The organism is Microbacterium sp. NPDC088619 (assembly GCF_044752825.1).
Lineage (GTDB): Bacteria > Actinomycetota > Actinomycetes > Actinomycetales > Microbacteriaceae > Microbacterium.
In genome coordinates, this window is the sequence record NZ_JBIVLZ010000001.1 from 214762 (window position 1) to 240539 (window position 25778).

Consider the following 25778-nt stretch of genomic DNA (forward strand, 5'->3'; position numbering starts at 1 on the left):
GAGCGTCTTCGGCGCGTGGGGGCGATCGTCCAGGGAACGGGAAGTAGGCTGGAAATCATGCGGCGCGGGACTTTCCGAGACGACACGGTTGACTATGCGGCCGTGGGTGCGACCCACGCGCCCGATCTGATGCAGTACCCGCCGGAGCGCAGCATCCCGGCGGAGAACTCCTGGCGGATCGGCAGCGGCCCCGAACGCTTCCAGTCCGCGGGCGAGGCACTGCTCAGCTGGACTGCGCAGCGCGCGTCCGGGCTCAGTGTCGAAGACGTGCGCCCCGCGCCAGGGCCGGCCTACGCCGGCGTCAGCTTCGACGCCGAGGGCACGCCGATCGCTCCGAGCAAGAACGACGTCGAACAGCGCTTCGATGCGGAGGGCACACCGTTCGCGGGTCCGGGGATGACCTTGCGCCTGCACGGCCGGGTCGCGAGCATGCGAGCGGATGCCGAGCTGCGTGTGATCTCCGTGACCGAGGAGAAGCGTCGGATCGGCTTCGTGCTCGGCACCGTCGGTGGGTCCGTCGTGCGCGGTGAGGAATCCTTCGACATCGACTGGCGCGAGGACAATGACGAGGTCTGGTTCACGGTGCGAGCGTTCGACGCGCCGAACTCTCTGCTCTACAGGGTCGTCCCCGCTCTCGTGAAGCGCCGCCGCCGTGAGCTGTTCGCACGCTATCTGCGGGCGATCTCGCCGCTGTACGCGACTCCGGTCTGATGGCCGCACCTCTCTGATGGCCGGCCCGCTTCCCCTCGGCGATCCGGCACCGGCCGACGGCCGCCTTCCGTCCGATCTGCCGGTCGATCCGTCCGCAGCCTTCTCCGCCTATCTGCACGTCCCGTTCTGCCGGGTGCGCTGCGGCTACTGCGACTTCAACACCTACACCTCTGGAGAACTCCGCGGTGCGAAGCAGGAGGACTACGCCTCGACGCTGATCACGGAGATCGACCTCGCCAGGCGAGTGCTCTCGGATGCCGGCGCGCTGCGCCCGATGGACACGGTGTTCTTCGGAGGTGGCACCCCCACCTTGCTGCCGGCGGGCGATCTCGCCCGGATGCTCGACGCCGCGACAGACGCGTTCGGTCTGGTCGACGGCGCCGAGGTCACGGTGGAGGCGAATCCCGATACGGTGACGCCCGAGGTCGCTCGAATCCTGGCGGACGCCGGCGTCACCCGGCTGTCGATCGGCATGCAGTCGGCGGTCCCCCATGTGCTCGCTGCCCTCGACCGCACTCACCGTCCGGAGAACGTGACGACCGCTGTCGCAGCCGCGAAGGATGCGGGTCTCGCAGTCAGTGTCGACCTCATCTACGGAGCACCGGGGGAGTCGCTCGACGACTGGGAGACGTCGCTCGATGCGGCCCTCGCGTTCGAGTCGGACCACATCTCGGCCTACGCGCTGATCATCGAGGACGGCACGAAGCTCGCGCGGCAGATCCGTCGAGGTGAGGTGCCGATGCCGGACGACGACCTGCAGGCCGACATGTACGAGCTCGCCGATGCGCGTCTCGCAGCGGCGGGCTTCGACTGGTACGAGATCAGTAACTGGTCGCGAAGCGTCGAGCAGCGCTCGCGACACAACCTCGCGTACTGGCGCGGGAGCGACTGGTGGGGTTTCGGTCCCGGCGCGCACAGCCATGTGGCTGGTCTGCGCTGGTGGAACGTGAAGCACCCGGCCGCGTACGCTCAGCGTCTCGCGGCTTCGGAGTCACCGGCAGCGGGCACCGAGCGACCGGACGAGAAGTCCAGGACGCTGGAGCGGATCCTGCTTCTGAGCCGCATCCGCGAGGGGATCGCCGTCGCCGACCTGCAGCCGGACAAGCGCACCAGGGTCGCGGGTCTGATCGCAGACGGTCTCGTCGATGCCGGCGCCGCAGTGCGCGGACGAGTGCAACTCACTCTGCGCGGTCGGCTGCTCGCCGACGCCGTGGTGCGCGAGCTCACCGACTGAGCAGAGACCCGGGCTACGGAAGCAGGTCGAGCGCGTCCGTGCGACGCTGCGGCACCGTGGCGCTGTCCGTGTCGAACAGGCGCGTGTTCCGCTCCGGGCCGAATACCGGCCACCCGGGGTCACCGGTCTTGATGAACGAGATCCACGCCGAGTGCATCTCGTCTGCGAGGTTCTGCGGCGCATCGGTCCCGGCGAGCCGCTGCGCTTCGGGGTCGCCGAGACGGTCGAAGACGAAGCCCAGTTCCAGCGCGTGCGCGGCACGGAGATCTCGAACCGGACTCCGCCAGGCGAACTCGTAGACAAAGGTCGGCGCCGTGCGCGCCCGGGCCAGTCGGGTCAGGGGCGCGCGCAGCATGATGTCGGTCGCGAGCTGGCCGAAGTTCTCGCCGGTGGTCGCGCCGGGGAAGGCCGACCGATAGGCCGCCACCGCTCGGCGGGGGATCCGCAGAGCGAGGCGTGCCAGCAGCAGTTTCATCTCGCTGATCCCGGCGAGGGCCGCGGGCGGGAACCAGAGCCGGTACTCGTCGGTATTGCTCCCGATGAGGAGCGGCACGTCGGTGTCGGCGAGCACCTCATGCGGCGACCGGGGCAGCGACCCGGCATCCACCGCGAACTGGAACCCGGGGGCTCCGCCGAGCGGAGACGACCCTGCGGCCTGCTGTAGCCGTGCCTCGAGCAGCTGCTCGGGGGAGATCGTCGCGAAGCTCGCTCGGTCGGCGGCGACCTCGAGCCGCTTCGCGAGCTGGGCGGTCACGCGGCCGGCCTTCTTCGCCGTCTGCGCTTCGAGAGGCCCTGATTCGATGATGGCCCGAGCGATCTGCGCACGCGACGATTCACTCGCGAGCAGTCCCGCGACGATCGCACCGCCCGCGGACTCGCCCATGACCGTGATCTGTCCGGCATCTCCGCCGAACGAGGCGATCTCGCTGTGCACCCAGGCGAGGCCCGCCGCAGCGTCCTGCAATCCGAGGTTCCGGGGAGCGTCGTCGAGAACGGAAAATCCTTCGGAGCCCAGTCGGTAGTTGATCGAGGCGAAGACGATCCCGGCACGCGCGAACCCGGCGCCGTCGTACAACGGCAGCGCCGCGGTGCCTCGCTCGAGCGCGCCACCGTGGATCCAGAGGACGACCGGGGCTCGGTCGGCATCCCGCGGCGCCCAGATGTTGACGGAGAGGATGTCCTCACCGGGGATCTCCACCGAGCCCAGCAGCTCGCCTATGGCACCGGCGTACGGAAGCTGGGGTGCGGTGGGTCCGAATGCCGTGGCATCGCGGATGCCGGCCCACGAGAGAGCCGGCTGAGGCTCACGGAAGCGGTTCGGCCCGAACGGCGCCGCCGCGTACGGGATGCCGAGGAAGCGCCGAACGCCGTCGATGGCCTCGCCACGCACGATTCCGGCAGACACGGCGACCTGTGGGGCGACACTCATGGGCTCATCGTATGGCGATCAGCACCTGGTCGGCGTCGGCGGGTAGAATTGGCACTCGTAGCCAGTGAGTGCCAAGAGGAGGGAGTCGCGATGGTCAGTGAAAGAGGCCTTCAGGTTCTCCGCGCGATCGTGCAGGACTACGTCGAGACCCACGAGCCCGTCGGCAGCAGGTCGATCGTCGACCGCTACTCGTTCGGCGTGTCCGCGGCGACGATCCGCAACGACATGGCTCTTCTCGAAGACGAAGAGCTGATCGCCGCCCCGCACACCTCTTCCGGCCGAGTTCCCACAGACAAGGGCTATCGGGTCTTCGTCGACCACCTCGCGCAGTTGCGGCCGCTCTCGGTCGCCCAGCGCACGGCCATCGAATCCTTCCTCACCGCACCCTCCGACCTCGACGACCTGATGGTGCGCACCGTCCGTGTGCTCACGCAGCTCACGGGCCAGGTCGCTCTCGCACAGTACCCGTCGTTCGCCCGCGCGCATCTGACGCATCTCGAGCTCGTGGCGCTCGCTCCCAATCGACTGCTCATCGTGCTCGTCACCGACGCGGGCGGCGTCTCACAGCGGATCGCGCCCTTGCCCGTCGACGTCGACGACGCCGACATGGCCCTGCTCCGTGCGCGCCTGTCGGCGCTGATCACCGGCAGGGCGGTGAGCGATGCGGCCGAGCGGCTGCAGACGCTCCTGACCGACGACGACCACACGCACGACATCGTGCTCCGCGCACTCGCGACGATCGTGATCGACGAACTCGGCGCCTTCCGCCAGGAGCGCCTGGTGATGGCAGGCGCGGCCACCTTGGCTCGCCGTGAGCAGGACTTCCGCGGCAGCATCCATCCCATCCTCGAGGCGATCGAGGAGCAGGTGACGCTGCTGCGCCTGATGAGCGAGATGGAGGCGGACTCGCATGGGCTCGCCGCCAGCATCGGCACGGAGAACGCGTCTTTCGGACTCGGCGAGGCGTCGATCGTGGCCAGCAACTACGCCGCTCCCAGCGGCACGGCGCGCGTCGGCGTGATGGGGCCGACGCGCATGGACTATCCGAGCAATCTCGCGGCGGCACGGGCAGTGGCCCGCTACCTGTCTCGGATGCTCGACGAAGACGAGGCGGCCCGCTGACGCGGCCGCCCAGATGACAGCACACGCAGAAGGGCCATTGTGGCAGACCACTACGAGGTACTCGGCGTCTCTCGCGACGCCTCCACCGACGAGATCAAGAAGGCGTACCGACGCCTCGCCCGTCAGCTCCACCCCGACGTGAACCCGGGTGACGACGCCGCAGAGCGTTTCAAGCTCGTGACGCACGCCTACGACGTTCTGAGCGACGACGACTCCCGTCGCCGGTACGACATGGGCGGGGGAGACGGAGCAGCGAACGACTTCGGCGGCTTCGGCGGCTTCGGCGACATCTTCGAGACGTTCTTCGGCGCAGGGCAGGGCGGCGGACGCGGTGCGCGGCCGCGCTCGCGTCGGGAACGCGGCCAGGACGCGCTGGTGCGGGTGAACCTCGATCTCGGCGACGTGGTCTTCGGAGCGCATCGCGACATCGAGGTCGACACGGCCGTGCTGTGCGAGACCTGCAACGGCTCGTGCTGTCAGGAGGGGACGTCGCCCGTCACCTGCGACATCTGCGGCGGCTCCGGTCACGTTCAGCGTCAGGTGCGGAGCCTGCTCGGCAACGTCGTGACGTCTCAGCCCTGCGGCACCTGCGAAGGCTACGGCACCACCATCCCGTACCCGTGCGGAACCTGCGGAGGACAGGGGCGGGTGCGGTCCCGCCGCACTGTGTCCCTCGACATCCCCGCCGGCGTCGAGACCGGTCTGCGTCTGCAGCTTCCCGGGTCCGGCGAGGTCGGCAAGGCCGGTGGCCCGAACGGCGATCTGTACGTCGAGGTCTCCGTCAACCCGCATCCTTCGTTCAGCCGTGACGGCGACGACCTGCTCGCCACGCTCGAGGTGTCGATGCCTGATGCTGTCCTCGGCACCGAGACCACGATCCAAGGACTCGACGGCGAGGTCGATCTCGAGATCCGCTCGGGCGTGCAGTCGGGCGACGTCCTGACCATCAAGGGTCGCGGCATCACCCCTCTGCGGGGAAACCAGCGCGGCGACCTGCGCGTCGGCGTGCAGGTGGTCACGCCCACGAAACTGGATTCGGCGCAGCGCGCGCTGATCGAGGACTTCGCGAAGAAGACCAAAGCACCGGGCCCGCAGCTCGCGCAGTTCCAGCAGGGACTGTTCTCGAAGCTCCGCGACCGCTTCCGTTCGCACTGATCCGGGCGGCCCTCATGGCACTCCATTTCCTCGTCGAGAACTCGTCGGATGCCGCGGTCGGCGATCTGGTGTCGCTCACCGGCGCGGAGGCGAAGCACGCCGCAGTCGTCAGGCGGCTCCGCGTCGGTGAAGCGGTCACCGTCGGAGACGGCTCGGGTGTCTGGCTCACGGGCGTCGCAGAGGAGGTGTCGCCGTCTCGCGTCGACGTCCGTGTGTCGGAGCGGTCCGCCGATCCCGCACCCACTCCTCGTCTCGTCCTCGTGCAGGCGCTCGCGAAGGGTGATCGCGACGAGCTCGCAGTGCAGGCCGCCTGCGAGCTCGGCGTCGACGAGATCGTGCCGTGGCAGGCGAGCCGCAGCATCTCCAGATGGGAGGGCGCCAAGGCCCTCAAGGGCCGAGAGCGCTGGGCGACCATCGTCCGCGAGGCCGCCAAGCAGGCGCACCGTGCCTGGGTGCCTGAGGTGTCGGCTCCCGCGTCGACCGCAGACCTCGTGAAGCGCGCGTCTTCCGAGCGCGTGCTGCTGCTCGACCCGAGCGCGACCACCCGGTTGTCGGAGCTCGAGCCCGACGGTCGAGACATCGTGCTCGTCGTCGGACCGGAGGGCGGCATCGCGGACGACGAGCTGACGAAGCTGTCCGACGCCGGTGCCGAGCGCGTGCTGCTCGGAGACACGGTGCTGCGCACCTCGACGGCCGGCCCCGCAGCCATCGCGGTCCTGTCCGTGGCGCTCGGGCGCTGGTGATCTCGCGACGGGCCCTGCCAGGCTGCGGTCAGTAGACTGGGAACATGTCCGAACCCTCGATCTTCACGCTCATCCTGAACGGCGACATCCCGGGTGAGATCCTGCTGGACACCGACCGCGTGTTCGCGATCCGCGACATCGATCCGCAGGCGCCGCTGCACGCGCTCGTGATCCCGAAGACCGAGGACTATCGCGACGTCACCGAGCTCGCTCAGGGCGATCCTGGGCTTCTCGCCGAGATGGTCGCCGTCGCGAAGCAGCTCGCCGCAGAGCATGCCAACGGCGAGTATCGCCTCATCTTCAACAACGGCGCGAGCGCCGCCCAATCCGTCTTCCACGTGCACGCCCATGTGCTCGGCAATATCGAGGAGAACAAGCTCGTTGGCTTCTGACGAAAACGACCCTGTCACCGCATCCGACACCGCTGTCGAGAAGATCTACGCCGACGGCGTCGCCATGGTGCAGCTGCTCGGACCGCAGGACCGCCTGCTGCGGATGCTCGAGAAGGAGCATCGCGACGTGCAGGTCCTCGTCCGCGGCAACGAGATCACTCTCACCGGCTCGGCGGATGCCGTCGCGAAGGCCAAGAACCTCGTCGACGAGCTGATGACGATGACCAAGGCCGGCCACGACCTCGCTCCGAGTGATGTCACGAGTTCGGCTCGCATGCTCCGCAACGACGGAGGACCGCGCCCGAGCGAGGTGCTCGGCGAGGCGATCCTGTCGACCCGCGGCAAGGTCATCCGACCGAAGACCCTGGGCCAGAAGGAGTACGTCGACGCGATCGAGGAGAACACGATCGTGTTCGGCATCGGTCCGGCCGGAACGGGCAAGACCTACCTGGCGATGGCGAAGGCCGTCCAGGCGCTGCAGCGCAAGGAGGTCACGCGGATCATCCTGACGCGTCCCGCAGTCGAAGCAGGCGAACGGCTCGGCTTCCTCCCCGGAACGCTCACCGACAAGATCGACCCCTACCTGCGTCCGCTCTACGACGCGCTCAACGAGATGATGGACCCCGAGATCGTGCCTCGTCTGATGGCGACGGGGACGATCGAGGTCGCACCGCTCGCGTACATGCGCGGACGGACGCTGAACGACTCGTTCGTGGTTCTCGACGAGGCGCAGAACACGACGCCCGAGCAGATGAAGATGTTCCTGACTCGTCTCGGCTTCGGCTCGAAGATGGTTGTCACGGGCGACATCACCCAGGTCGACCTCCCGCAGGGATCCTCTGGGCTCCGCCTCGTGACTCGCGTGCTCGACGGCATCGACGACATCCACTTCGCGCGACTCACGAGTGAGGACGTGGTGCGTCACTCTCTTGTCGGCCGCATCGTCGACGCGTACAGCGAGTACGACGAGCGCCGCACGGCGCAGCGTTTCGAGCGCGAGCAGGCGGCGGAGTTCGCCAATCGCGCAGAGCGACGCGGCGCGCAGAGACCAGGGCCCCGAGACCGGACGCCGAAACGAGGCCTCTCCTGATGAAACGAGCACAGCCATGATCGAGATCAACAACGAGTCAGCGATCGATGTCGACGAGACCGTGCTGCAGCGACTCACCGACTTCAATCTCGCCCAGATGCACGTGAGCCCGGATGCCGAGGTCGCGATCGTCCTCGTCGACGAGGGTGCCATGGAGGCCCTCCATGTGCAGTGGATGGATGAGCCGGGCCCTACCGACGTGCTCAGCTTTCCGATGGATGAGCTGCGCCCCGGCACCGAAGACCGCCCCACAGCGCCGGGGCTGCTCGGAGACATCGTGCTGTGCCCTCAGGTCGCGGAGGCCCAGGCGCAGGCGGCCGGCCACACGCTCATGGACGAGCTGATCCTGCTCACCACGCACGGGCTGCTGCACCTCCTCGGCTTCGACCACGCCGAGCCCGAAGAGGAGCGCGAGATGTTCGGACTGCAGAAGGAGCTCATCCAGGGCTTCGCCGCGGCTGAACGTCGACGATGACCGCGGCTCTCCTGCTCGCAGGCGCCGTCCTGCTCGTCGCCTTCGGCGGACTCATGGCGGCGATCGACGCGGCCTTCGGCGTCACGTCGCGCTCGGATATCGAGGAGATGGGCGCCGAGGGGCGCAACGGCCCTCAGCTGGTGCGAATCGCGGCTGACCCGGACGCACACGTCAACGCCGTCGCGTTCATCCGCGTGCTCGCGGAGACGGCTGCCGCCGTGCTCGTCACGGTCGCGTTCAGCATCCTGTTCGACAACATCTGGTGGGCGATGCTCGCCGCGGCCCTGCTGATGACGGGCATCAGCTTCGTGCTGGTGGGGGCGAGCCCTCGCTCCTTCGGCCGGCACCACGCCGAGGGGATGCTCCGTGCGAACGCGCGGATCGTCCGTGGGCTTCGCATCATCCTCGGTCCGCTCGCCCAAGGGCTGGTGGTTCTCGGCAACCGAGTGACCCCCGGACGCGGACGCAGCACTTTCACCTCCGAGGAGCAGCTGCTCAGCATGGTCGACGAGGCCGCCTCTAACGACCTGATCGAGGCCGACGATCGCGACCTCATCCACTCGGTCTTCGACTTCACCGATCAGTTCGTCCGCGCGGTGATGGTGCCGCGCACCGAGATGGTGACGGTCGACGCGACTGCGACGACGAGCGAGGCGATGACGCTGTTCCTGCAGCGTGGCGTGTCGCGCATGCCGGTGGTCGACGACGACGCCGATGACGTCGTCGGCGTGCTGTATCTGAAAGACCTCGTGCTGTTCGCCTTCCGTGATGAGAACGCCTGGCGCACCGCGTCCATCCGTCCCATCTCGCGGCCGGCGACTTTCGTGCCCGAGTCCATGCGCGCCGAGACGCTGCTTCAGCAGATGAAGCGCGACGCCGTGCACGTATGCCTCGTGATCGACGAGCACGGCGGCATCTCCGGACTCGTGACGCTGGAGGACCTCATCGAGGAACTCGTGGGCGAGATCTCCGACGAGTACGATCAGGTATCGGCCGAGGTCGTCGAACTGGGCGACGGACGCTACCGCGTGAGTTCCCGACTCTCGCTGGAGGACGTCGGCGACCTGTTCGGCCTCGAACTCGAGGACGAGGACGTGGACTCCATCGGCGGGCTGCTGGGCAAGGCACTCGGCCAGGTTCCGCAACCAGGATCCACAGCGACGGTGGAGGGACTGACCCTCACCGGCGGCGCGTCTCGAGGGCGAGGCCGTGGAATCGCGACCGTGTTCGTCGAACGCGCCGCAGACGATGCGGGACACACCGCAGATGAGAGAGACGGAAACGATGACTGAGCAGACGCGGAGCGGGTTCGTGACCTTCGTGGGGCGGCCCAACGTCGGAAAGTCCACTCTCACGAACGCGCTGGTGGGGGAGAAGATCGCGATCACCAGCGAGAAGCCGCAGACGACTCGTCGGGCGATCCGTGGAATCGTGAACCGCCCGGAGGGACAGCTCGTCATCGTCGACACCCCCGGCATCCACAAGCCCCGCACACTTCTGGGTGAGCGCTTGAACGACCTCGTCGAGCAGGTGCTCGGTGACGTCGACGTGATCGGCTTCTGCGTGCCGGCGACCGAGAAGGTCGGTCCGGGCGATCGCCGCATCGCGGCCTCGCTCGATGGATATCGCCGGGCCAAGAAGATCGCGATCGTCACCAAGACGGATGCCGCAGGGCGCGACGAGATCACCGAACGCCTCCTGGAGGTCGACGCACTGCGCGAGGACTGGGACGCAGTGATCCCGATCTCCGCGCTCACGAACGATCAGCTCGAGGTCCTCGCCGATGAAGTCCTCGCCCTCATGCCGGCGGGGCCCGCTCTCTACGGCGAGGGAGTCACGACCGACGAGTCGGAAGAGGACCGCATCGCCGAGATGATCCGGGAGGCGGCGCTCGACGGTGTTCGCGACGAGCTTCCCCACTCGATCGCGGTCGTGATCGACGACATCGCCCCCCGCGAGGGAACCGACCTGACCGATGTGCACGCGTCGATCGTGGTGGAGCGCGACAGCCAGAAGGCGATCATCATCGGCCACAAGGGCAAGCGTCTGGCCGACGTCGGACGCCGTGCTCGCGTCGGCATCGAAGAGCTCCTCGGCACTCGCGTGTTCCTCGGGCTTCATGTGAAGGTCGCGAAGGAATGGCAGCGCGACCCGAAGCAGCTCGGACGTCTCGGATTCTGATGGCGCGCCACTGGATCGCCACCTCGTGGGGCTCGCCTGATGCCTGGCAGTTCGTCGAGTACGAGGTGCCGAGTCCAGGCCCAGGTGAGGTCACCATCCGTGTGCGCGCCGCCGGAGTGAACCCGGCGGATGCGAAGCATGTAGCGGCGGCCAGTCCTGGCGCCGAACTGCCGGTGCCGATCGGCTACGAGGTCTCGGGTGAGATCACGGCGCTCGGACCGGACACGAGGATCGGGTCGGGTGAAGCCGCGGTCGGCGACGAGGTCGTCGCGTTCCGCGTGAGGGGCGGGTACGCCACTGAGCTGACGATCCCGGCGGAGAAGGCCTTCAAGAAGCCGACCACACTCACGCATCCTGAGGCGGCGAATCTGCTTCTCGCCGGCACCACGGCGGCGGAGATGCTGAGTGTGACGGGTGTCGCTCCCGGCGAGACGATCCTGTTGCACGGCGCCTCCGGCGCGGTCGGGGTGAGCGTGCTTCAGCAGGCGGCGCTGCGCGGCATCCGGGTGATCGGCACCTCCAGCGTCGGCAGGTTCGATGTCGTCGAGCGATTCGGTGGCATTCCCGTGAGCTATGGATCCGGCCTCGCCGATAGGGTCCGAGATGCCGCAGCCGGGGAGCGCATCTCTGCGGGGCTCGATGCCGTGGGCACCGACGAAGCCGTCGACGTCTCGCTCGAACTCGTCGCCGACCGTGCCCGCATCGTGACGATCGCCGCTTTCGGAAGGGCGAACAGCGACGGCATCCTGGCGATCGCCGGATCGATGCCAGACAGCGCGCGCTTCCGAGATGCCGTTCGAGGACGACTGGTCGCGCTCGCGCAGGCTGGAGAGCTGGTCGTCCCGCTGGCAAGGACCTTCACGCTGGAGGATGCGCCGTCAGCGCTCGCGTTCCTCGCCGACGGGCACCCGGGCGGCAAGCTCGCACTGATCCCGTCGGACTAGTCGATCTCGCGCAGCGCCGAGGTCACGAACACGACTCCGTCGCCGTAGGTGGAGTCGACGGCATCCTGCAGAGTTCCGTCATCCCAGACGACCTGGATCCAGACATACCCGCGCTCGGTCCAGACGGTGAGTGCTTCGGTACCGAGAGACGCCGCGAGCTCGTCCCGTACCCGCACGAGGTCGCCTTCAGCAGTAGTCCCCTCGATTCCTGCGGACGGGTCTTCAGGTCGGATCGGGTCGTACAGCGCGAGCATGATCGGGGGGTCGGAGACGGCGTACCGCTCGCCGTCATAGATCCCGTAGACGGCGTACGTCCCCAAGGTGGTGTCACCGCTGGTCTCGCTGCCGTCCACGTCGTCCCAGGTCCATCCGTCGAGCGGAATCCCCGAGCACTGTGGAGGGGCCGACTCTGCGACGATGCCGAGACACAGCTGCGGCTCACCCGCGGCGTCGAGCACTGTGCCGGTGCCGATCACCCGCCCCTCGGGAGGCGCGATGCTCGCGGCGTCCCAGGCGAGCGGGCCGGCGTCGGTCGGTGCGGGGGAGGCGCCGGAACCTGCGGCGCATCCGGCGATGCAGAGCACGCCAGCGAGGGCGGCTGCGGCGAGAAGCATGCGACTGTGCGTTGTGCTCATGCCTGACAGTGTCTCGCCTCGCATGATCGTCTCACGCTCGGTCCGACGGGAATCCGCATCCCTGCTACCATGGCCGCATGCCTTTCGGCGGTCTGCTTCTTCTTAGCTGCCGCGACGAGTCCTAAAGCTAGGGCCTTCCTCGTCGCGGCGCTTGTGTTGGCCCGTTCACAATTCTGACGAAGAGAAGAAGCCCCATCATGCAGAACACTCAGCGCCCGTCTGCGATGCCGATCCACAAGTATCGGCCGTACCACGAGCAGATCGCGGTCAACCTGCCTGACCGCACCTGGCCCGACGCCCGCATCACCGAAGCCCCCCGCTGGTGCGCTGTCGACCTCCGCGACGGCAATCAGGCACTCATCGATCCGATGTCGCCCGAGCGCAAGCGCGTGATGTTCGAGCTGCTCGTCAGCATGGGATACAAGGAGATCGAGGTCGGGTTCCCGTCGGCAAGCCAGACCGACTTCGACTTCGTCCGTCAGCTCATCGAAGAGAACCTGATCCCCGACGACGTCACGATCCAGGTGCTGACGCAGGCGCGTGAGCACCTGATCGCCCGCACCTACGAGTCGATCGCCGGAGCCAAGCAGGCGATCGTGCACCTGTACAACTCGACGAGCGTTCTGCAGCGCGAGGTCGTGTTCCGCACGGACAAGCAGGGCATCATCGACATCGCCCTGGAGGGCGCACGCCTGTGCCGTCAGTACGAGAAGACGATCCCTGACACGAAGGTCTATTACGAGTACTCGCCCGAGAGTTACACGGGCACCGAGCTCGAGTTCGCCGTCGACGTCTGCAACCAGGTGATCGAGGTCTTCGAGCCGACGCCCGACCGCAAGGTGATCATCAACCTGCCTGCGACCGTCGAGATGGCCTCGCCGAACGTCTACGCCGACTCGATCGAGTGGATGAGCCGCAACCTCGCGCACCGCGAGAACGTCATCCTGTCGCTGCACCCGCACAACGACCGCGGCACGGCGATCGCCGCGGCCGAGCTCGGGTACATGGCCGGCGCCGACCGCATCGAGGGCTGCCTGTTCGGCAACGGCGAGCGCACGGGCAACGTCGACATCGTGGCGCTGGGCATCAACCTCTTCACGCAGGGCATCGACCCGCAGATCGACTTCAGCGACATCGACCAGGTCAAGCGCACGGTCGAGTACTGCAACCAGCTGCCGGTGCCCGAGCGCAGCCCGTGGGCCGGCGACCTGGTCTTCACCGCGTTCAGCGGCTCGCACCAGGATGCGATCAAGAAGGGCTTCGAGGCGATGGCCGCCCGAGCCGAGGCCGAGGGCGTCACCGTCGATGACATCGAGTGGGCCGTTCCCTACCTGCCGGTCGACCCGAAGGATCTCGGCCGTTCGTACGAAGCGGTGATCCGCGTCAACTCGCAGTCGGGCAAGGGTGGCGTCGCCTACCTGCTGAAGGCCGATCACGCGATCGACCTGCCGCGCAAGCTGCAGATCGAGTTCTCGGGGGTCGTGCAGACCAAGACCGATGCGGAGGGCGGCGAGGTCACGAGCGAGCAGATCTGGTCGATCTTCAACGACGAGTACCTGCCCGCCGCCGACACCGAGGCCAAGTGGGGCCGGTTCGAGCTGCTGTCGACGCAGACCCGCAGCGACATGTCGGGCGACGTGGTGCTCGATGTGACGCTGCGCGATGATGACCAGCAGGTCGCCGTCGCGGGCAACGGCAACGGACCGATCGCGGCGTTCATCGAGGTCCTGCGTGGTCAGGGCTTCGACATCACGCTCTACGACTACGTCGAGCACGCTCTCAGCGCCGGCGGCGACGCGCAGGCCGCGGCCTATGTCGAACTGCAGGTCGGAGACCAGCGTCTATGGGGCGTCGGCATCGACGGCGACATCTCGACCGCATCGCTCAAGGCGATCGTCTCGGGCGTCAACCGCTCGATCCGCACGCGCCAGCTGGAGCTCGCGGCAGTCTGACCTTCGACGAGAACGCCTCCTCGGTCATCGACCGAGGAGGCGTTCGTCGTCCAGGATGACGCCGAAGTGACCGGATCACTCGGCGCTGGGCTTGATGATGGGGATCACGCCCGTCTCGGCTGCGACCTTGCGGCGGTAGATCCGGCGCTGTTCGGGGAGCGAGACGTCGAAGGTGACGGCGAGGATGCGGATCACGCTCGTCACCGCGATGCCGATGACGGCCGCGACGGTGATGGGCATGCCCAATGCCACAGCGATGACGATGAACGCGCACCCCGCACCGGCCGCGACCGCGTAGAGCGAGCCGACATGCATGATGGCGGTCGGCAGACCCATCAGCATGTCGCGGAGCACGCTGCCGCCGACGGCCGCGCAGACGCCGATGAAGACGGCCGGGACTTCGGGGATGCCGAACGCGAGCGCTTTGCTCGTTCCGAAGGCGCCGAACATCCCGATCACGACCGCATCGAGCACGACGATCGCTGTGTTCAGTCTGGTGAAGAGCCCTGCAAGGAGCATGCCGAGCAGCGCCGCGCCACCGGCGGTCACCAGATACCACTGGTTCTGCAGCGTGGCCGGGGTCTGTCCGAGCAGGATGTCGCGGATGAGACCGCCGCCCATGCCGATCATGATTCCGATGATCGCGACGCCCAGCCAGTCGAGGCGTCGCTGTCCTTGGAATCCCGAGGCGAACATCGCTCCCTGCACGCCGCCGAGTCCGACGCCGAGCAGGTCCGCCCAGAGCGGAATGATGAAGAGCGGTTCGGTCACGCCTCTATTCTCCTGCACGGAGGATAATCGAACGGTGCCCACTTACCGAGACGAAGCGGTGATCCTGCGCACCCACAAGCTGGGTGAGGCCGATCGCATCGTCACGATGCTGTCGCGACGGCACGGCAAGATCCGAGCCGTCGCCAAGGGCGTCCGTCGCACCTCGTCGAAGTTCGGGTCTCGTCTCGAGCCCTTCATGGTCGCCGATGTGCAGCTCTACCAGGGGCGCACACTCGACATCGTGCAGCAGGCGGAGTCGCTCGGCTCTTACGGATCCGACATCGCGGCGCACTACGACCGCTTCACCTCTGCCAACGCGATGGTCGAGACGGCCGATCGGCTCAGCGACTCCGAGGCGACGCCTGATCAGTATCTGCTGTTGGTGGGTGGACTGCGTGCGCTGTCTCGCGGAGAGCATTCGCCCCGCAGCATCCTGGACTCCTATCTGCTGCGCGTGATGGCGCTCTCCGGGTGGGCACCGTCGCTCGACGACTGCGCGCGATGCGCCACTCGCGGGCCGCATGCGCATTTCGTCGGTCAGCTCGGTGGCGCCGTGTGCCCGAACTGCGCGCCGGCGGGCAGTCCGAAGGTCGCGGAGAAGACGCTGTCGCTGCTGCGGTCGCTCATGGCCGGCGAGTGGGAGGCGATCGACGCTGCTCCGCACGCCGACAACGCTGCGGCATCCGGCCTTGTCGCCGCCTATGCCCAATGGCACCTGGAGCGCGGCATCCGCTCGCTCGAGCACCTGGTGGCAGACATCCCCCGAGAAGGAGCACGGTGAGCCCGAAGCCCTACACCCACAAGGATGCCGTGGCCTATCGCCCGCTCGACTGGACCGGTGCGTATCCTCCGAGCTTCCGGGCCGTGCCGGAGCACGTCGCGATCGTCATGGACGGCAACGGTCGGTGGGCGAACCGTCGCGGCCTCAACCGCATCGAAGGGCACAAGGCGGGGGAGGAGGTGCTCCTCGATGTGGTCGCCGGTGCGATTCAGGCAGGAGTCAGGCACCTTTCGGTCTACGCGTTCTCGACGGAGAACTGGGCGCGGTCGCCTGACGAGGTGCGGTTCCTGATGGGCTACAACCGCGATGTCCTTCATCGCCGTCGCGATCAGCTCAATGAGTGGGGCGTCAGAGTCCGATGGGCGGGCCGTAAGCCGCGGCTCTGGGGCAGCGTCATCAAGGAGCTGCAATACGCAGAGCAGTTGACCGCGAACAACGACGTCCTCACCCTCACCATGTGCGTGAACTACGGCGGTCGGATCGAGCTGGTCGACGCGATGCGCTCGATCGCCGCCGACGTCGCCGCTGGTCGGGTGAAGCCGAACGCGATCTCCGAGAAGATGATCCGTCGCAACCTCTATGTGCCTGACATGCCGGACGTCGATCTGTTCCTGCGCAGCTCCGGCGAGCAGCGCACCTCGAACTTCCTCCTGTGGCAGGCCGCGTACGCGGAGATGGTCTTCCTCGACACGCTCTGGCCCGACTTCTCCCGTGAGGAGCTGTGGCGTGCCATCGAGGTCTACCTGTCGCGCGACCGACGCTTCGGTGGGGCGATCGACACACCCGACGCGCCGGCCTGAGCTCGCAGCCACCGTTCCGTCTCCCGCGGGTGGCTCAACCGCACGATGATGAGGTGGGGGAAGCGCTCTCGTTTCAGGGGCATCTGGGTGGTCCAGAACCTGCGGGTCTTCGTCTGCCAAGCCAAGATGCTCTGCGCAGGATCCCGCGTCGAGAGCACCTGCCAGATCGGCTTCTCGACGTTTCCGTTGTACATCTCGGTGCGCAGGATGCTGCGGCTCAGCGTGCGACGCAGCAAGCGTGCGCGAACGGTCAGCCAGGGGTAGTCGAGCCAGACCACGAGCTGCGCACGCGGAGTCATGATCTCGTCGGTGCCCTTGCTCGTGTACTGCCACTCGGTGACCCAGCGGTCTTCGGAAGCGAAGGCGCGCACGTCGTCGAGAAAGGACGGCCGCGGCGTCCAGTTCTCGCCGTGGAACAGCGCGTCGATCTCATGGTGATCAAGGCTCCAGAGCGTGGCGAGTCGGCCCGCGAGCGTGGTCTTTCCCGATCCGGTCACGCCGGCGATGAGGACTCGCTGCGGGCGGAACGGAAGCGGATCGTCCGCCGTGAGCATCCGAGACGTCACGATGCCAGGGCCCGATCGACGCGCCCGAGCCAGGTCTCGAGAGTGCGAGGGTGATCGAAGCGAACCACTTGCAGATGCGGATGGGATGCCTCGATGTGAGGCATGCGCTCCATCCATTTGGTGCGCGTGTTCTTCTGCCAACGCAGGATGTCGTTCTCGCCGGTCCATCCCTCGCGTTCCCACAGCGCCGGTTCGACGTTGCTGTTCCAGAGCCGCGTGCGCAGCAGTCGCCGCTTCAGCGTGCGGAGCAGGAGACGTCTACGCACGAGGGGGTACGGGTAGTCGAGCCAGATCACGAGCTGCGCACGAGGAGCGAGGATCTCGTCGGTGCCCTTGCTCGTGTACTGCCACTCGGTGACCCAGCGGTCCTCCGCAGCGAAGGCGCGCACATCGTCGAGGAAAGACGGCCGTGGAGTCCAGTTCTCACCGTGGAAGAGTCCGTCGATCTCGACGTGACGCAGATCCCAGAGGCCGGCGATGCGCCGTGCGAGCGTCGTCTTGCCCGATCCTGTGACACCCGCGATCAGCACTCTCTCTGGCCGGAGCGGCAGAGGATCATCGGCGGAGAGCATCTGAGAATCCTAACGACGGAATAGCCCATAGGTGCATACGGTTGGATGTCAGTGTGAGTGAAGCCATCTCGATTGACATCTGGTCCGACATCGCCTGCCCGTGGTGCTACATCGGCAAGCGCAACCTCGAGAAGGGTCTCGAAGCCGTCTCCGGCGACGACGACGCCCCGCAGGTGAACATCACCTTCCACTCGTTCGAGCTCTCGCCCGACACCCCGGTCGACTTCGACGGAGATGAGATCGACTTCCTCGCCGGTCACAAGGGGATGCCGCGTGACCAGGTCGAGCAGATGCTCTCGCACGTCACCGGCGTCGCAGAGAACGCCGGTCTCGCGTACCGCTTCGACCTGCTGCAGCACACCAACACGGTGAAGGCGCACGAACTGCTGCACTTCGCGAAGGCCCAGGGTGTGCAGCATGAGATGGAAGAGCGTCTCATGTCGGCGTATTTCACCGAGGGCAAGCACGTCGGCCGCATCGACGACCTCGTCGAGCTCGCCGTCGAGGTGGGGCTCAACCCCGATGACACACGTGAGGCCCTCGTCTCCGCCCGTCACCTCGCCGACGTCCGCCAGGATCAGGCACAGGCTCAGGCCTATGGCATCCAGGGCGTGCCGTTCTTCGTGATCGACGGTCAGTACGGCATCAGCGGAGCGCAGCCGCCCGCAGCGTTCGAGAACGTCCTGCGTGACCTCTGGGCCAAGCGCGGCGAGGCCGAAGCCGAGCCTGAGGCTGCAACAGCCGTCTAGCGGGTCAGCGCATCGAGCCAGACGGCTCGGTGCGCGCCCACGTAGTCGACGACAGCGGCCCAATGCGTGCCGTGGCCATCCGCGAACATGGATGCCCACGGCTCGCGGCGCTGCTGGTGAGCGGTGGTGAGCAGATCGAGCATCGCTGCGGCCCGCCGATGCATCGCAGATGGCAGTCTTCTGCGGAGATCCAGGTCGGCACCGTAGCCGTCCACGAACGCCCGCAGGCAGGTCGCCGCCCGCGCGGGGGAAGCATCGGTGGCCGACAACGTGAAGCTCTGCGCCGCGTACGCGAGGTCCCAGAGACGAGTGCTCGGTGCTGCGGCATCCCAGTCGATGAAGACCCACCGGTCTCCGACGATGAGGTTCCAGGGCGCGAGGTCGTTGTGGCACACGAGATTTGCACCGGGAGCAGCGATCGCCGTCTCCCACCTGATGTCGGCCGGAGGGGAGAAGTCCGCGCTCGCGTCATGGATCGCTCGGATCATCGCCCCGACTCTGCGCAATTCGTCGCAGGTCAGTGGGGGCGCATCGATTGCGAGGCGTCCTGGCACGTACTCGATGATCTGACGTGCGGAGGCATCTCGTCCGAGGGGCGAAGGAACATCGACGCCCCGCTCGCGCACGTGCACCATCAACGCGTGGACGCCGGGCGTCGCTGCGGTCCAGATCTTGCGGACCGTATCGCCGACTCTGACGACGGGCCCGCTGGCGTTGCCACCGGAGAGTTCGTGCTCGTGCTCCACGTGCCCCCACCGTCCGGATCGCGAGTGACGCCGCGGTCGCCTAGCGGGTCAGCGCGGCTTCGATCGCGCCGACGATCTCGGGATCGTTCGGCTTCTGCTTCGGGCGGAACCGGACGACTTCTCCATCGGGGAGCACCAGGAACTTCTCGAAGTTCCACTCGACGCGACCGGCCTTGCCGCCGGCATCCGGAGTCTCCTTCAGCGTCTTGTAGAGCTCGGTGGCGTTCTTGCCGTTCACCTTCACCTTGTCGTTGATGGGGAACGTCACACCGTAGGTGGTGGAGCAGAACTCGAGGATGTCGTCGACCGAGCCGGGCTCCTGACCGAAGAACTGGTTGCAGGGGAACCCCACGACGCTGAACCCGCGGTCGCCGTAGAGACGCTGCAGTTCTTCGAGCTGCTCGTACTGCGGAGTGAGGCCGCACTTCGACGCGACGTTGACCACGAGCACGACGTCGGCGCCCAGATCGTCGATCGTCTTCTCGTTGCCGTCGGCGTCGGTGAAGGGGATGGAGCGCACTGCGGGATCAGTCATATTCACAGCTTAGGTCGATGCGCCGATACCGGCTCCGTGTCTGGGAGAATGGAGGGGATATGACTATCGCCACCGCCTCCGCTCGCACCCTCGACATCGGTCCGATCGCTCTCGACGTACCGGTCGTGCTCGCACCCATGGCGGGCATCACGAACACCGCCTTCCGACGTCTCTGCCGCGAGTACGGTGCGGGGCTGTACGTGAGCGAGATGATCACGTCCCGCGCGCTGGTCGAGCGCAACGAGACGACGATGCGACTGATCCGCCACCACGAGTCCGAGACCCCTCGGTCGATCCAGCTCTACGGCGTCGATCCGCACACCATCTCCGAGGCCGTTCGCATCATCGTCGCCGAGGACCACGCGGACCACATCGACCTGAACTTCGGCTGCCCCGTTCCCAAGGTCACCCGCAAGGGCGGGGGAGCGGCGCTGCCCTGGAAGAGCTCGCTCTTCTCGCAGATCGTCACGCAGGCCGTCAAGGCCGCCGGCGACGTGCCGCTGACGATCAAGATGCGCAAGGGTATCGACCCCGATCACCTCACCTTCCTCGATGCAGGTCGCGCGGCCGAAGACGCGGGTGTCTCGGCCATCGCCCTGCACGCGCGCACAGCGAGCGAGTTCTACTCCGGCTTCGCCGACTGGAACGCGATCGGCGAGCTCAAGCAGGCCGTGACGAGCGTCCCGGTTCTCGGCAACGGCGACATCTGGTCGGCCGAAGACGCCGTGCGCATGATGGAGCAGACTGATTGCGACGGCGTGGTCGTCGGACGCGGATGTCTCGGTCGCCCGTGGCTGTTCGGCGAGCTCGCTGCGGCGTTCGGCGCCGAGTCGCACCCGGTCGATGCGACCCTCGGCTTCGTGGCCGACGCCTTCCGTCGGCACGCCGAGCTGCTCGTCGAGTTCTTTGAAGACGAGGACCGCGGGTGCCGGGACGTCCGGAAGCACGTCGCCTGGTACTTCAAGGGATACCCCGTCGGCGGCGACATCCGCACCGGGCTCGCGACGGCATCCAGCCTGGCCGAGATCGACGAGCTGCTCGGTCAGCTCGACCACACGGCGCTGTATCCCGGCGCGGATGCCGAGGGCCAGCGCGGTCGGTCCGGACGCCCGAAGCGACCGGCGCTGCCGGACAAGTGGCTGGAGTCGCGGGAGCTCGCGGCGTCGGCGTCCGAGATGATGCGAGGGGCGGAGATCGAGAACAGTGGCGGCTGATCCTCAGGCACACCCGGAGCGCGGTCGCTCGGACGGATACGACCCGCGCGACGCCGAGCGATTCTTCGCCGAGACCCATCGATCCGAACGCGACGACTTCGCCCGCGACCGTGCGCGTGTGCTGCACTCCGCGGCGCTTCGACGCCTGGCTGCCAAGACGCAGGTGCTCAGCCCCGCGAGCACGGCGGACTTCGCTCGCAACCGTCTCACCCACTCACTCGAGGTCGCTCAGGTCGGACGCGAACTCGCGACCGCGCTCGGAGTCTCAGCCGATGTCGTCGACACCGCCTGCCTCAGCCACGACCTCGGTCACCCTCCGTTCGGCCACAACGGCGAGCGCGCGCTCAACGAGTGGGCCGAGCCGATCGGCGGCTTCGAGGGCAACGCGCAGTCGCTGCGCATCCTGACGAGGCTCGAGGCCAAGGCCATCGATGACAACGGACAGTCGGTCGGGCTCAACCTCACCAGGGCGAGCCTCGACGCGACGTGCAAGTACCCGTGGACCGTCGACAGCCCGGTGCCTGACCCGGGCGGGCGCCTCAAGTTCGGCGTGTATCCCGAAGACGAAGCGGTGTTCCGCTGGATGCGCGACGGTGTTCCGGGGCGTCGGCGCTGCATCGAGGCCGAGATCATGGATCTCTCCGACGACATCGGCTACTCCGTGCACGACTTCGAGGATGCGATCCTCAACGGCTACGTCGATGTCTCCCAGCTCGCCGATCCGCAGGCGCACGAGGCGCTGATCGATCGCATCCAACAGTGGGTGGGCTACGACTTCACCCGCGATGAGCTCGCCGACGCGCTCTATCGGCTGGCATCGCAGCCGATGTGGCTGCAGTCCTTCGATCGGTCGCGTCGAGATCTCGCTCGGCTCAAGAACCTCACGAGTGACTTCATCGGTCGGTTCGCGCGCGCAGCCGTCTCGGCCACGCGCGAGGCGTATGCCGGCCCTGCCCTGGTGCGCTACAACGCGCACGTCGTCGTGCCGCGCGTCATCGAGGCGGAGATCGCCGTTCTCAAGGGCATCATGGGGCAGGCGATCGTCACGATCGAGGCCCGCAAGGGCGTCTACAAAGAGCAGCGCCGCGTGCTGAAGAGGCTCGCCGATGCGCTGTGGTCGACAGACACGCTCTGGTCGGCGGGCGCGGATGTGCTCGAGCCTGCCTTCTCGGCCGACTTCGTCGCCGCGACGACGGATGCCGAGCGCGCACGGGTGATCGTCGACCAGATCGCGAGTCTCACCGATCAGAGCGCGATCGACTGGCACAACAGGCTGGTCGGCGAGATCGACCCCGCAGAGGTCGGCATCTGGACACCCCGTCACGCGCGACCGGGTGCACGGGAGCACGCGCCGCGACAGGCGGTCGTCGAAGGGGCAGGCTGATGCCCCGCATCCGCCAGGCCGACGTCGACGAGGTCAAGGCCCGCACGAACATCGCTGACATCGTCGGAGAGCGCGTCGCCCTCAAGTCTGCAGGCGTCGGGTCGCTCAAGGGGCTGTGCCCGTTCCACGACGAGAAGAGCCCGAGCTTTCACGTGCGGCCTCAGGTCGGCTACTACCACTGTTTCGGATGCGGCGAGTCGGGCGACGTCTACTCGTTCCTGCGCGAGATGGACCACGTCAGCTTCACCGAGGCCGTCGAGCGTCTCGCCGGCCGCATCGGATACTCCCTGCACTACGAAGACGGCGGGTCGGCTCCGGAGACGAGCGGGCGCAGCCGCCTCTATGCCGCCAACACCGCCGCAGCGGAGTACTTCCGGGCGCAGCTGCTCACCGCCGACGCCGAGGCAGGACGCCGTTTCCTCGGCGAGCGGGGATTCGATGCCGGCGCTGCCGCGCATTTCGGTGTCGGCTTCGCGCCGCGCGGCTGGGACAAGATGCTGAAGGCTCTCACCGCGCAGGGGTTCACCCGCGACGAGCTGAGTGCCGCCGGCCTGGTGTCGACGGGGCAGCGCGGCGTCTACGACCGCTTTCGCGGCCGTCTGGTGTGGCCGATCCGCGACGTGTCGGGTCAGACCATCGGGTTCGGCGCGCGCAAGCTGTTCGACGACGATCAGGGCCCGAAATACCTGAACACCCCGGAGACCCCGATCTACAAGAAGGCGCAGGTGCTATACGGACTCGATCTCGCCAAGCGCGACATCTCGCGGGGCGATCCTCGTCGGGTCGTGGTGGTCGAGGGATACACAGATGTCATGGCCTGCCATCTCGCGGGGCTCACGACCGCGACCGCGACCTGCGGCACGGCTTTCGGAACCGACCACATCAAGGTCCTGCGCCGCGTCATGGGTGACGACAATGCCTCGGGTGAAGTCGTTTTCACGTTCGACGGCGACGAGGCCGGCCAGAAGGCGGCTCTCCGTGCCTTCACCGAAGACGATCGTTTCAATGCCCAGACGTTCGTCGCCGTGGCGCCCGACGGGCTCGACCCGTGCGACCTCAGGCTGCAGCGCGGCGATGCCGCCGTGCGCTCCCTGATGGAGACGAAGCAGCCGATGTTCGAGTTCGCGATCGACAGGAAGCTGAGCGGCTTCGACCTCTCGACGGTCGAAGGCCGCGTCGGCGCCCTTCGCGCGGCAGCGCCGATCGTGGCCGAGATCCGTGATCGGCTGCTGCGACCCGGCTACGAGCGCGTGCTGGCACGGCGGCTGGGCATGGACCCCACAGAGGTGCGCAACGAGGTCGAGCGTGCGGCGCGCGGGGGATCGCAGTCGTCGAGACACGAATCGACCAGGCACGAGAGTGCGAGCGACTCCGCGACCGGCACGCCAGGCGTGGCTCCGGTCACCCTCGCGAGCCTGCCGCGTACTGCGGATGCGGCAGTCGAGCGAGACGCTCTGATGGGTGCTCTTCAATACGGACATCAGATCGATCAGGCGCTGCTCACACGCGCCCTCAGCGCACCTTTCCGGACACCGGGGCTGGACGCCGTACGCGAGGCCGTCGCATCGGCACCTGACCGGACCCGCGCCGGGTGGGTGACGGATACCGTCAACTCGGTGCGAGAACCCTACCGATCGCTCGCGGGCGAACTGCTGATGACGCCCTTCCCCGCGCGCAACGAAGAGGGCGCGGTCGCCTCGACGACCGACCTCGCCAAACGGCTCATCATGCGCATTCTGGAACACGAGAAGCAGGAGCTCCTCGGAGCGGTGCAGCGGGTTCCGGCGGACTCCGACGGCGGGCGTGCTCTGCGCATGCGCCTTCGTGACATCGACGTCGAGCGTCAGCGGTTCGCCGAGTCGTAACGGCGGCTGTCAGGCGCGGCAGGGCAGGATGGGAGAATGTTCTCTCGGCCCGAATCGACCAATGCGATCGACAGCTCAGATCTGGTGATCGACCGCATCGGGCACAGCGGCCCGACCCGCGCCATCGACGGGGTCAGCTTCTCGCTCGCGCCGGGCGAGCTCATCTGCGTCGCCGGCCCGACCGGCTCGGGCAAGTCCACTCTGGTCGCCGCCCTGGCGGGTTCGACCGATCCGTCCGTCCGGGTCGTGGGCGGCAGCGCGCAGGTCTGCGGAGTCGACATCCGCAGGCCGGGACGCAAGCATCGCGTGCTCACCTACCGCACCGGTTTCGTGCCGCAGGGGGCCGGCGCCGATCTTCCTCCCCAGCTCACGGTCAACGAGGTCATCGCCGAGCCGATCCTGATCCGCGAGAAGCGGGTCAACACCAAGGCCCTGTCCATCCGGGTCGCGACGCTTCTCGACGAGCTGCACCTGCCGCTCGGAACAGCCGCGAAGTTCCCCTACGAGCTCAGCGCCGGGATGCGCCAACGCGTCGCGATCGCCAGATCGTTCGTGCTCGAGCCCCGGGTTCTCATCGCTGATGAGATCCTCGCCAACCTCGACCTCGAAGTGCGACCCGTGGTGTTCGACGCCATCACGCGACGTCGCAAGGAGCAGGGGATGGGTGCGCTGCTGGTCACGAACGACGCCGACTTCATCCGCGAGCTGAACGCAGAGACGCTCATGCTGCGCGGCGGCCATGTGGTCGCCCGCGGCGTAGGCAAGGACCTGCTGTGGGCCCCGAATGCCGAGGCGGATTCGGGCCACTGACGGAGCTGTGGCCGACACGCCCGACCTTCGGCCCGTGTCACGACCACGCTCTGGAGTTTGCTAGGATTGACGAGTTGCCCGCGCAGCGGAGCACATTCCTCGGTAGCTCAATTGGCAGAGCAGCCGGCTGTTAACCGGCAGGTTCTTGGTTCGAGTCCAAGCCGGGGAGCCAATGAAAAGCCCCTCTTCGGAGGGGCTTTTCCCTTTCGCTCGTCAGTTCTCGGGTGATCTTCCTCGACCAAGGCGAAGACAGCACCGACAACGCGAACGAGGCCCCGTCGACTGACGGGGCCTCGTGCTGTGAAACGACGTCGGATCAGCGTGCAGCGCCCTTGAGCGAGCCGGTGGTCTGGCCGGCGGGGTCGGAGATGACGCACTGTACGACGCGGTCGTTCAGCTCGTCCCAGGTCTGCTGGGTGGGCGTGATCGGGTAGACCTCGAGCACGGAGTCGTTGAACGCGATGCCGACGAAGGTCGTGTAGGCGTCGCCGATGCACTCCTGCGAGGCGGCGTCGATGTTCTCCTCGGAGAACTCACCGTCGTCCATCGTGATCTCGTAGTAGACCTCTTCGTCGTGCGGCTGGTCGCACGGTACGACATCGGCGTCCTCGATCAGCCCGGTCGCACTAGCCATCTTGCAGTCGCCGAGCTTCAGCGCGAAGATGTCGATGTTCGAACTCTCGGTGACCTGTCCGGTGTCCTCGTCGCGGTCGGCATCGCCCGATCCGCCCCCCAGGATGCCGTTCAGCGCGCTACAGCCGGTCAGTGCGACCGACAGCGCCACAGCAGAACCTGCCAGCGCCAGTGCGCGTCGCGTGCGCATCTTCATCATTTCGTCCCCTCCAGAGCCTCTTGGTGCGCGGGTATATCGATATCCCGCCTCAAGCACGCTATCCGGCTCGGAGTCTGTGATGCAACTCCG

General features: G+C 67.3%; 27 protein-coding genes and 1 tRNA gene. 20 read left to right on the forward strand and 8 right to left on the reverse strand.

All coding sequences use genetic code 11. The annotated features are described in order from the left end of the window. Positions 1 to 57 precede the first annotated feature (57 nt). Both ACIP5T_RS01100 and hemW read left to right on the forward strand, forming a co-directional pair. Positions 58 to 711 carry a DUF1990 family protein gene (locus tag ACIP5T_RS01100; protein WP_400859891.1) on the forward strand — a complete coding sequence of 218 codons (654 nt, stop codon included), beginning with the start codon at positions 58 to 60 and terminating at the stop codon, positions 709 to 711. Positions 712 to 727: 16 nt separating this feature from the next. Further along, on the forward strand, positions 728 to 1945 hold the full coding sequence (gene hemW / locus ACIP5T_RS01105) for a radical SAM family heme chaperone HemW (RefSeq protein ID WP_400859893.1): 1218 nt from the start codon (positions 728 to 730) through the stop codon (positions 1943 to 1945). Positions 1946 to 1958: 13 nt separating this feature from the next. Here the strand turns inward: hemW and ACIP5T_RS01110 are convergent, their stop codons facing one another. Continuing rightward, complete coding sequence (locus ACIP5T_RS01110) at positions 1959 to 3374, reverse strand: carboxylesterase/lipase family protein (RefSeq protein WP_400859895.1); 1416 nt, start codon at positions 3372 to 3374, stop codon at positions 1959 to 1961. Between the two features lie 90 nt (positions 3375 to 3464). Here ACIP5T_RS01110 and hrcA point away from each other — a divergent pair, with 90 nt between their 5' ends. The 9 genes from hrcA (at position 3465) to ACIP5T_RS01155 (ending at position 11476) form a co-directional block, all read left to right on the forward strand. Next, positions 3465 to 4496: a heat-inducible transcriptional repressor HrcA gene (gene hrcA, locus ACIP5T_RS01115; protein ID WP_400859897.1), complete on the forward strand. Its 1032-nt coding sequence runs from the start codon at positions 3465 to 3467 to the stop codon at positions 4494 to 4496. 39 nt (positions 4497 to 4535) lie between these two features. After that, the gene (gene dnaJ / locus ACIP5T_RS01120; protein ID WP_400859899.1) at positions 4536 to 5651 is read left to right on the forward strand and encodes a molecular chaperone DnaJ; all 1116 of its coding nucleotides are present in this window, start codon (positions 4536 to 4538) and stop codon (positions 5649 to 5651) included. A gap of 14 nt (positions 5652 to 5665) precedes the next feature. Beyond that, positions 5666 to 6394, forward strand: a complete 729-nt coding sequence (locus tag ACIP5T_RS01125) for a 16S rRNA (uracil(1498)-N(3))-methyltransferase (protein ID WP_400859900.1) — start codon at positions 5666 to 5668, stop codon at positions 6392 to 6394. 44 nt (positions 6395 to 6438) lie between these two features. Beyond that, positions 6439 to 6786, forward strand: a complete 348-nt coding sequence (locus ACIP5T_RS01130; RefSeq protein ID WP_400859901.1) for an HIT domain-containing protein — start codon at positions 6439 to 6441, stop codon at positions 6784 to 6786. Positions 6787 to 6850: 64 nt separating this feature from the next. After that, on the forward strand, positions 6851 to 7876 hold the full coding sequence (locus ACIP5T_RS01135) for a PhoH family protein (RefSeq protein ID WP_400864546.1): 1026 nt from the start codon (positions 6851 to 6853) through the stop codon (positions 7874 to 7876). Positions 7877 to 7892: 16 nt separating this feature from the next. Next, entirely contained in the window at positions 7893 to 8351 is a 459-nt protein-coding gene (ybeY, locus tag ACIP5T_RS01140) for an rRNA maturation RNase YbeY (protein WP_042537641.1), read from the forward strand. Next, positions 8348 to 9643 (forward strand): hemolysin family protein, encoded by a 1296-nt coding sequence (locus ACIP5T_RS01145; protein WP_400859904.1) that lies wholly within the window; start codon positions 8348 to 8350, stop codon positions 9641 to 9643. The genes ybeY and ACIP5T_RS01145 overlap by 4 nt, the downstream gene beginning before the upstream one ends. Further along, on the forward strand, positions 9636 to 10532 hold the full coding sequence (gene era, locus ACIP5T_RS01150; RefSeq protein ID WP_400859906.1) for a GTPase Era: 897 nt from the start codon (positions 9636 to 9638) through the stop codon (positions 10530 to 10532). The genes ACIP5T_RS01145 and era overlap by 8 nt, the downstream gene beginning before the upstream one ends. Beyond that, positions 10532 to 11476 carry a zinc-binding alcohol dehydrogenase family protein gene (locus ACIP5T_RS01155; RefSeq protein WP_400859908.1) on the forward strand — a complete coding sequence of 315 codons (945 nt, stop codon included), beginning with the start codon at positions 10532 to 10534 and terminating at the stop codon, positions 11474 to 11476. Before era ends, ACIP5T_RS01155 begins: the two co-directional genes overlap by 1 nt. On the opposite strand, the gene ACIP5T_RS01160 is transcribed toward ACIP5T_RS01155, so the two are convergent. Further along, positions 11473 to 12111, reverse strand: a complete 639-nt coding sequence (locus ACIP5T_RS01160) for a hypothetical protein (RefSeq protein WP_400859909.1) — start codon at positions 12109 to 12111, stop codon at positions 11473 to 11475. The genes ACIP5T_RS01155 and ACIP5T_RS01160 overlap by 4 nt on opposite strands. A gap of 197 nt (positions 12112 to 12308) precedes the next feature. Between ACIP5T_RS01160 and leuA the strand changes: the two genes are divergently transcribed. After that, a complete protein-coding gene (gene leuA, locus ACIP5T_RS01165) occupies positions 12309 to 14063 on the forward strand; it encodes a 2-isopropylmalate synthase (protein WP_400859910.1) in 1755 nt (584 codons plus the stop codon). 75 nt (positions 14064 to 14138) lie between these two features. On the opposite strand, the gene ACIP5T_RS01170 is transcribed toward leuA, so the two are convergent. Continuing rightward, complete coding sequence (locus tag ACIP5T_RS01170) at positions 14139 to 14834, reverse strand: trimeric intracellular cation channel family protein (protein WP_400859912.1); 696 nt, start codon at positions 14832 to 14834, stop codon at positions 14139 to 14141. A gap of 34 nt (positions 14835 to 14868) precedes the next feature. Here ACIP5T_RS01170 and recO point away from each other — a divergent pair, with 34 nt between their 5' ends. After that, positions 14869 to 15615, forward strand: a complete 747-nt coding sequence (recO, locus tag ACIP5T_RS01175; protein ID WP_400859914.1) for a DNA repair protein RecO — start codon at positions 14869 to 14871, stop codon at positions 15613 to 15615. Beyond that, positions 15612 to 16415 carry an isoprenyl transferase gene (locus tag ACIP5T_RS01180; RefSeq protein ID WP_400859916.1) on the forward strand — a complete coding sequence of 268 codons (804 nt, stop codon included), beginning with the start codon at positions 15612 to 15614 and terminating at the stop codon, positions 16413 to 16415. The genes recO and ACIP5T_RS01180 overlap by 4 nt, the downstream gene beginning before the upstream one ends. Here the strand turns inward: ACIP5T_RS01180 and ACIP5T_RS01185 are convergent. Next, positions 16355 to 16969 (reverse strand): AAA family ATPase, encoded by a 615-nt coding sequence (locus ACIP5T_RS01185; protein WP_400859917.1) that lies wholly within the window; start codon positions 16967 to 16969, stop codon positions 16355 to 16357. The genes ACIP5T_RS01180 and ACIP5T_RS01185 overlap by 61 nt on opposite strands. An 8-nt stretch (positions 16970 to 16977) precedes the next feature. After that, on the reverse strand, positions 16978 to 17553 hold the full coding sequence (locus ACIP5T_RS01190; RefSeq protein ID WP_400859919.1) for an AAA family ATPase: 576 nt from the start codon (positions 17551 to 17553) through the stop codon (positions 16978 to 16980). A 53-nt stretch (positions 17554 to 17606) separates the two neighbouring features. On the opposite strand from ACIP5T_RS01190, the gene ACIP5T_RS01195 reads away from it, so the two are divergent. Further along, positions 17607 to 18302, forward strand: coding sequence for a DsbA family protein (locus tag ACIP5T_RS01195; protein WP_400859921.1), 696 nt, complete (start codon positions 17607 to 17609; stop codon positions 18300 to 18302). On the opposite strand, the gene ACIP5T_RS01200 is transcribed toward ACIP5T_RS01195, so the two are convergent. Continuing rightward, positions 18299 to 19048, reverse strand: coding sequence for a phosphotransferase (locus tag ACIP5T_RS01200; protein WP_400859923.1), 750 nt, complete (start codon positions 19046 to 19048; stop codon positions 18299 to 18301). The genes ACIP5T_RS01195 and ACIP5T_RS01200 overlap by 4 nt on opposite strands. Before the next feature lie 40 nt (positions 19049 to 19088). Beyond that, entirely contained in the window at positions 19089 to 19583 is a 495-nt protein-coding gene (locus tag ACIP5T_RS01205; protein ID WP_400859924.1) for a glutathione peroxidase, read from the reverse strand. Between the two features lie 59 nt (positions 19584 to 19642). Here ACIP5T_RS01205 and dusB point away from each other — a divergent pair, with 59 nt between their 5' ends. The 5 genes from dusB to ACIP5T_RS01230 all read left to right on the forward strand — a co-directional run bounded on the left by dusB (position 19643) and on the right by ACIP5T_RS01230 (position 25028). Next, complete coding sequence (gene dusB / locus ACIP5T_RS01210; protein WP_400859926.1) at positions 19643 to 20797, forward strand: tRNA dihydrouridine synthase DusB; 1155 nt, start codon at positions 19643 to 19645, stop codon at positions 20795 to 20797. Continuing rightward, entirely contained in the window at positions 20787 to 22181 is a 1395-nt protein-coding gene (locus ACIP5T_RS01215; RefSeq protein ID WP_400859927.1) for a deoxyguanosinetriphosphate triphosphohydrolase, read from the forward strand. Before dusB ends, ACIP5T_RS01215 begins: the two co-directional genes overlap by 11 nt. Then, the gene (dnaG, locus tag ACIP5T_RS01220; protein ID WP_400859929.1) at positions 22181 to 24046 is read left to right on the forward strand and encodes a DNA primase; all 1866 of its coding nucleotides are present in this window, start codon (positions 22181 to 22183) and stop codon (positions 24044 to 24046) included. The genes ACIP5T_RS01215 and dnaG overlap by 1 nt, the downstream gene beginning before the upstream one ends. 36 nt (positions 24047 to 24082) lie before the next feature. Continuing rightward, the gene (locus ACIP5T_RS01225; protein WP_400859930.1) at positions 24083 to 24856 is read left to right on the forward strand and encodes an ATP-binding cassette domain-containing protein; all 774 of its coding nucleotides are present in this window, start codon (positions 24083 to 24085) and stop codon (positions 24854 to 24856) included. A gap of 96 nt (positions 24857 to 24952) precedes the next feature. Next, positions 24953 to 25028: transfer RNA gene (locus tag ACIP5T_RS01230), tRNA-Asn, on the forward strand. 144 nt (positions 25029 to 25172) lie between these two features. On the opposite strand, the gene ACIP5T_RS01235 is transcribed toward ACIP5T_RS01230, so the two are convergent. Then, on the reverse strand, positions 25173 to 25679 hold the full coding sequence (locus ACIP5T_RS01235; RefSeq protein WP_400859931.1) for a septum formation family protein: 507 nt from the start codon (positions 25677 to 25679) through the stop codon (positions 25173 to 25175). Positions 25680 to 25778 lie beyond the last annotated feature (99 nt).

Excerpts from the sequence above, each read along its gene's own strand:
- ACIP5T_RS01100 (WP_400859891.1), top strand. The coding sequence starts at position 58 with ATGCGGCGCGGGACTTTCCGAGACGACACGGTTGACTATGCGGCCGTG.
- hemW (WP_400859893.1), top strand. The coding sequence starts at position 728 with ATGGCCGGCCCGCTTCCCCTCGGCGATCCGGCACCGGCCGACGGCCGC.
- ACIP5T_RS01110 (WP_400859895.1), bottom strand. The coding sequence starts at position 3,374 with ATGAGTGTCGCCCCACAGGTCGCCGTGTCTGCCGGAATCGTGCGTGGC.
- hrcA (WP_400859897.1), top strand. The coding sequence starts at position 3,465 with ATGGTCAGTGAAAGAGGCCTTCAGGTTCTCCGCGCGATCGTGCAGGAC.
- ACIP5T_RS01125 (WP_400859900.1), top strand. The coding sequence starts at position 5,666 with ATGGCACTCCATTTCCTCGTCGAGAACTCGTCGGATGCCGCGGTCGGC.
- ACIP5T_RS01130 (WP_400859901.1), top strand. The coding sequence starts at position 6,439 with ATGTCCGAACCCTCGATCTTCACGCTCATCCTGAACGGCGACATCCCG.
- ACIP5T_RS01135 (WP_400864546.1), top strand. The coding sequence starts at position 6,851 with ATGGTGCAGCTGCTCGGACCGCAGGACCGCCTGCTGCGGATGCTCGAG.
- ybeY (WP_042537641.1), top strand. The coding sequence starts at position 7,893 with ATGATCGAGATCAACAACGAGTCAGCGATCGATGTCGACGAGACCGTG.
- ACIP5T_RS01145 (WP_400859904.1), top strand. The coding sequence starts at position 8,348 with ATGACCGCGGCTCTCCTGCTCGCAGGCGCCGTCCTGCTCGTCGCCTTC.
- era (WP_400859906.1), top strand. The coding sequence starts at position 9,636 with ATGACTGAGCAGACGCGGAGCGGGTTCGTGACCTTCGTGGGGCGGCCC.
- ACIP5T_RS01155 (WP_400859908.1), top strand. The coding sequence starts at position 10,532 with ATGGCGCGCCACTGGATCGCCACCTCGTGGGGCTCGCCTGATGCCTGG.
- ACIP5T_RS01160 (WP_400859909.1), bottom strand. The coding sequence starts at position 12,111 with ATGAGCACAACGCACAGTCGCATGCTTCTCGCCGCAGCCGCCCTCGCT.
- leuA (WP_400859910.1), top strand. The coding sequence starts at position 12,309 with ATGCAGAACACTCAGCGCCCGTCTGCGATGCCGATCCACAAGTATCGG.
- ACIP5T_RS01185 (WP_400859917.1), bottom strand. The coding sequence starts at position 16,969 with ATGCTCACGGCGGACGATCCGCTTCCGTTCCGCCCGCAGCGAGTCCTC.
- ACIP5T_RS01190 (WP_400859919.1), bottom strand. The coding sequence starts at position 17,553 with ATGCTCTCCGCCGATGATCCTCTGCCGCTCCGGCCAGAGAGAGTGCTG.
- ACIP5T_RS01205 (WP_400859924.1), bottom strand. The coding sequence starts at position 19,583 with ATGACTGATCCCGCAGTGCGCTCCATCCCCTTCACCGACGCCGACGGC.
- dusB (WP_400859926.1), top strand. The coding sequence starts at position 19,643 with ATGACTATCGCCACCGCCTCCGCTCGCACCCTCGACATCGGTCCGATC.
- dnaG (WP_400859929.1), top strand. The coding sequence starts at position 22,181 with ATGCCCCGCATCCGCCAGGCCGACGTCGACGAGGTCAAGGCCCGCACG.
- ACIP5T_RS01225 (WP_400859930.1), top strand. The coding sequence starts at position 24,083 with ATGTTCTCTCGGCCCGAATCGACCAATGCGATCGACAGCTCAGATCTG.
- ACIP5T_RS01235 (WP_400859931.1), bottom strand. The coding sequence starts at position 25,679 with ATGCGCACGCGACGCGCACTGGCGCTGGCAGGTTCTGCTGTGGCGCTG.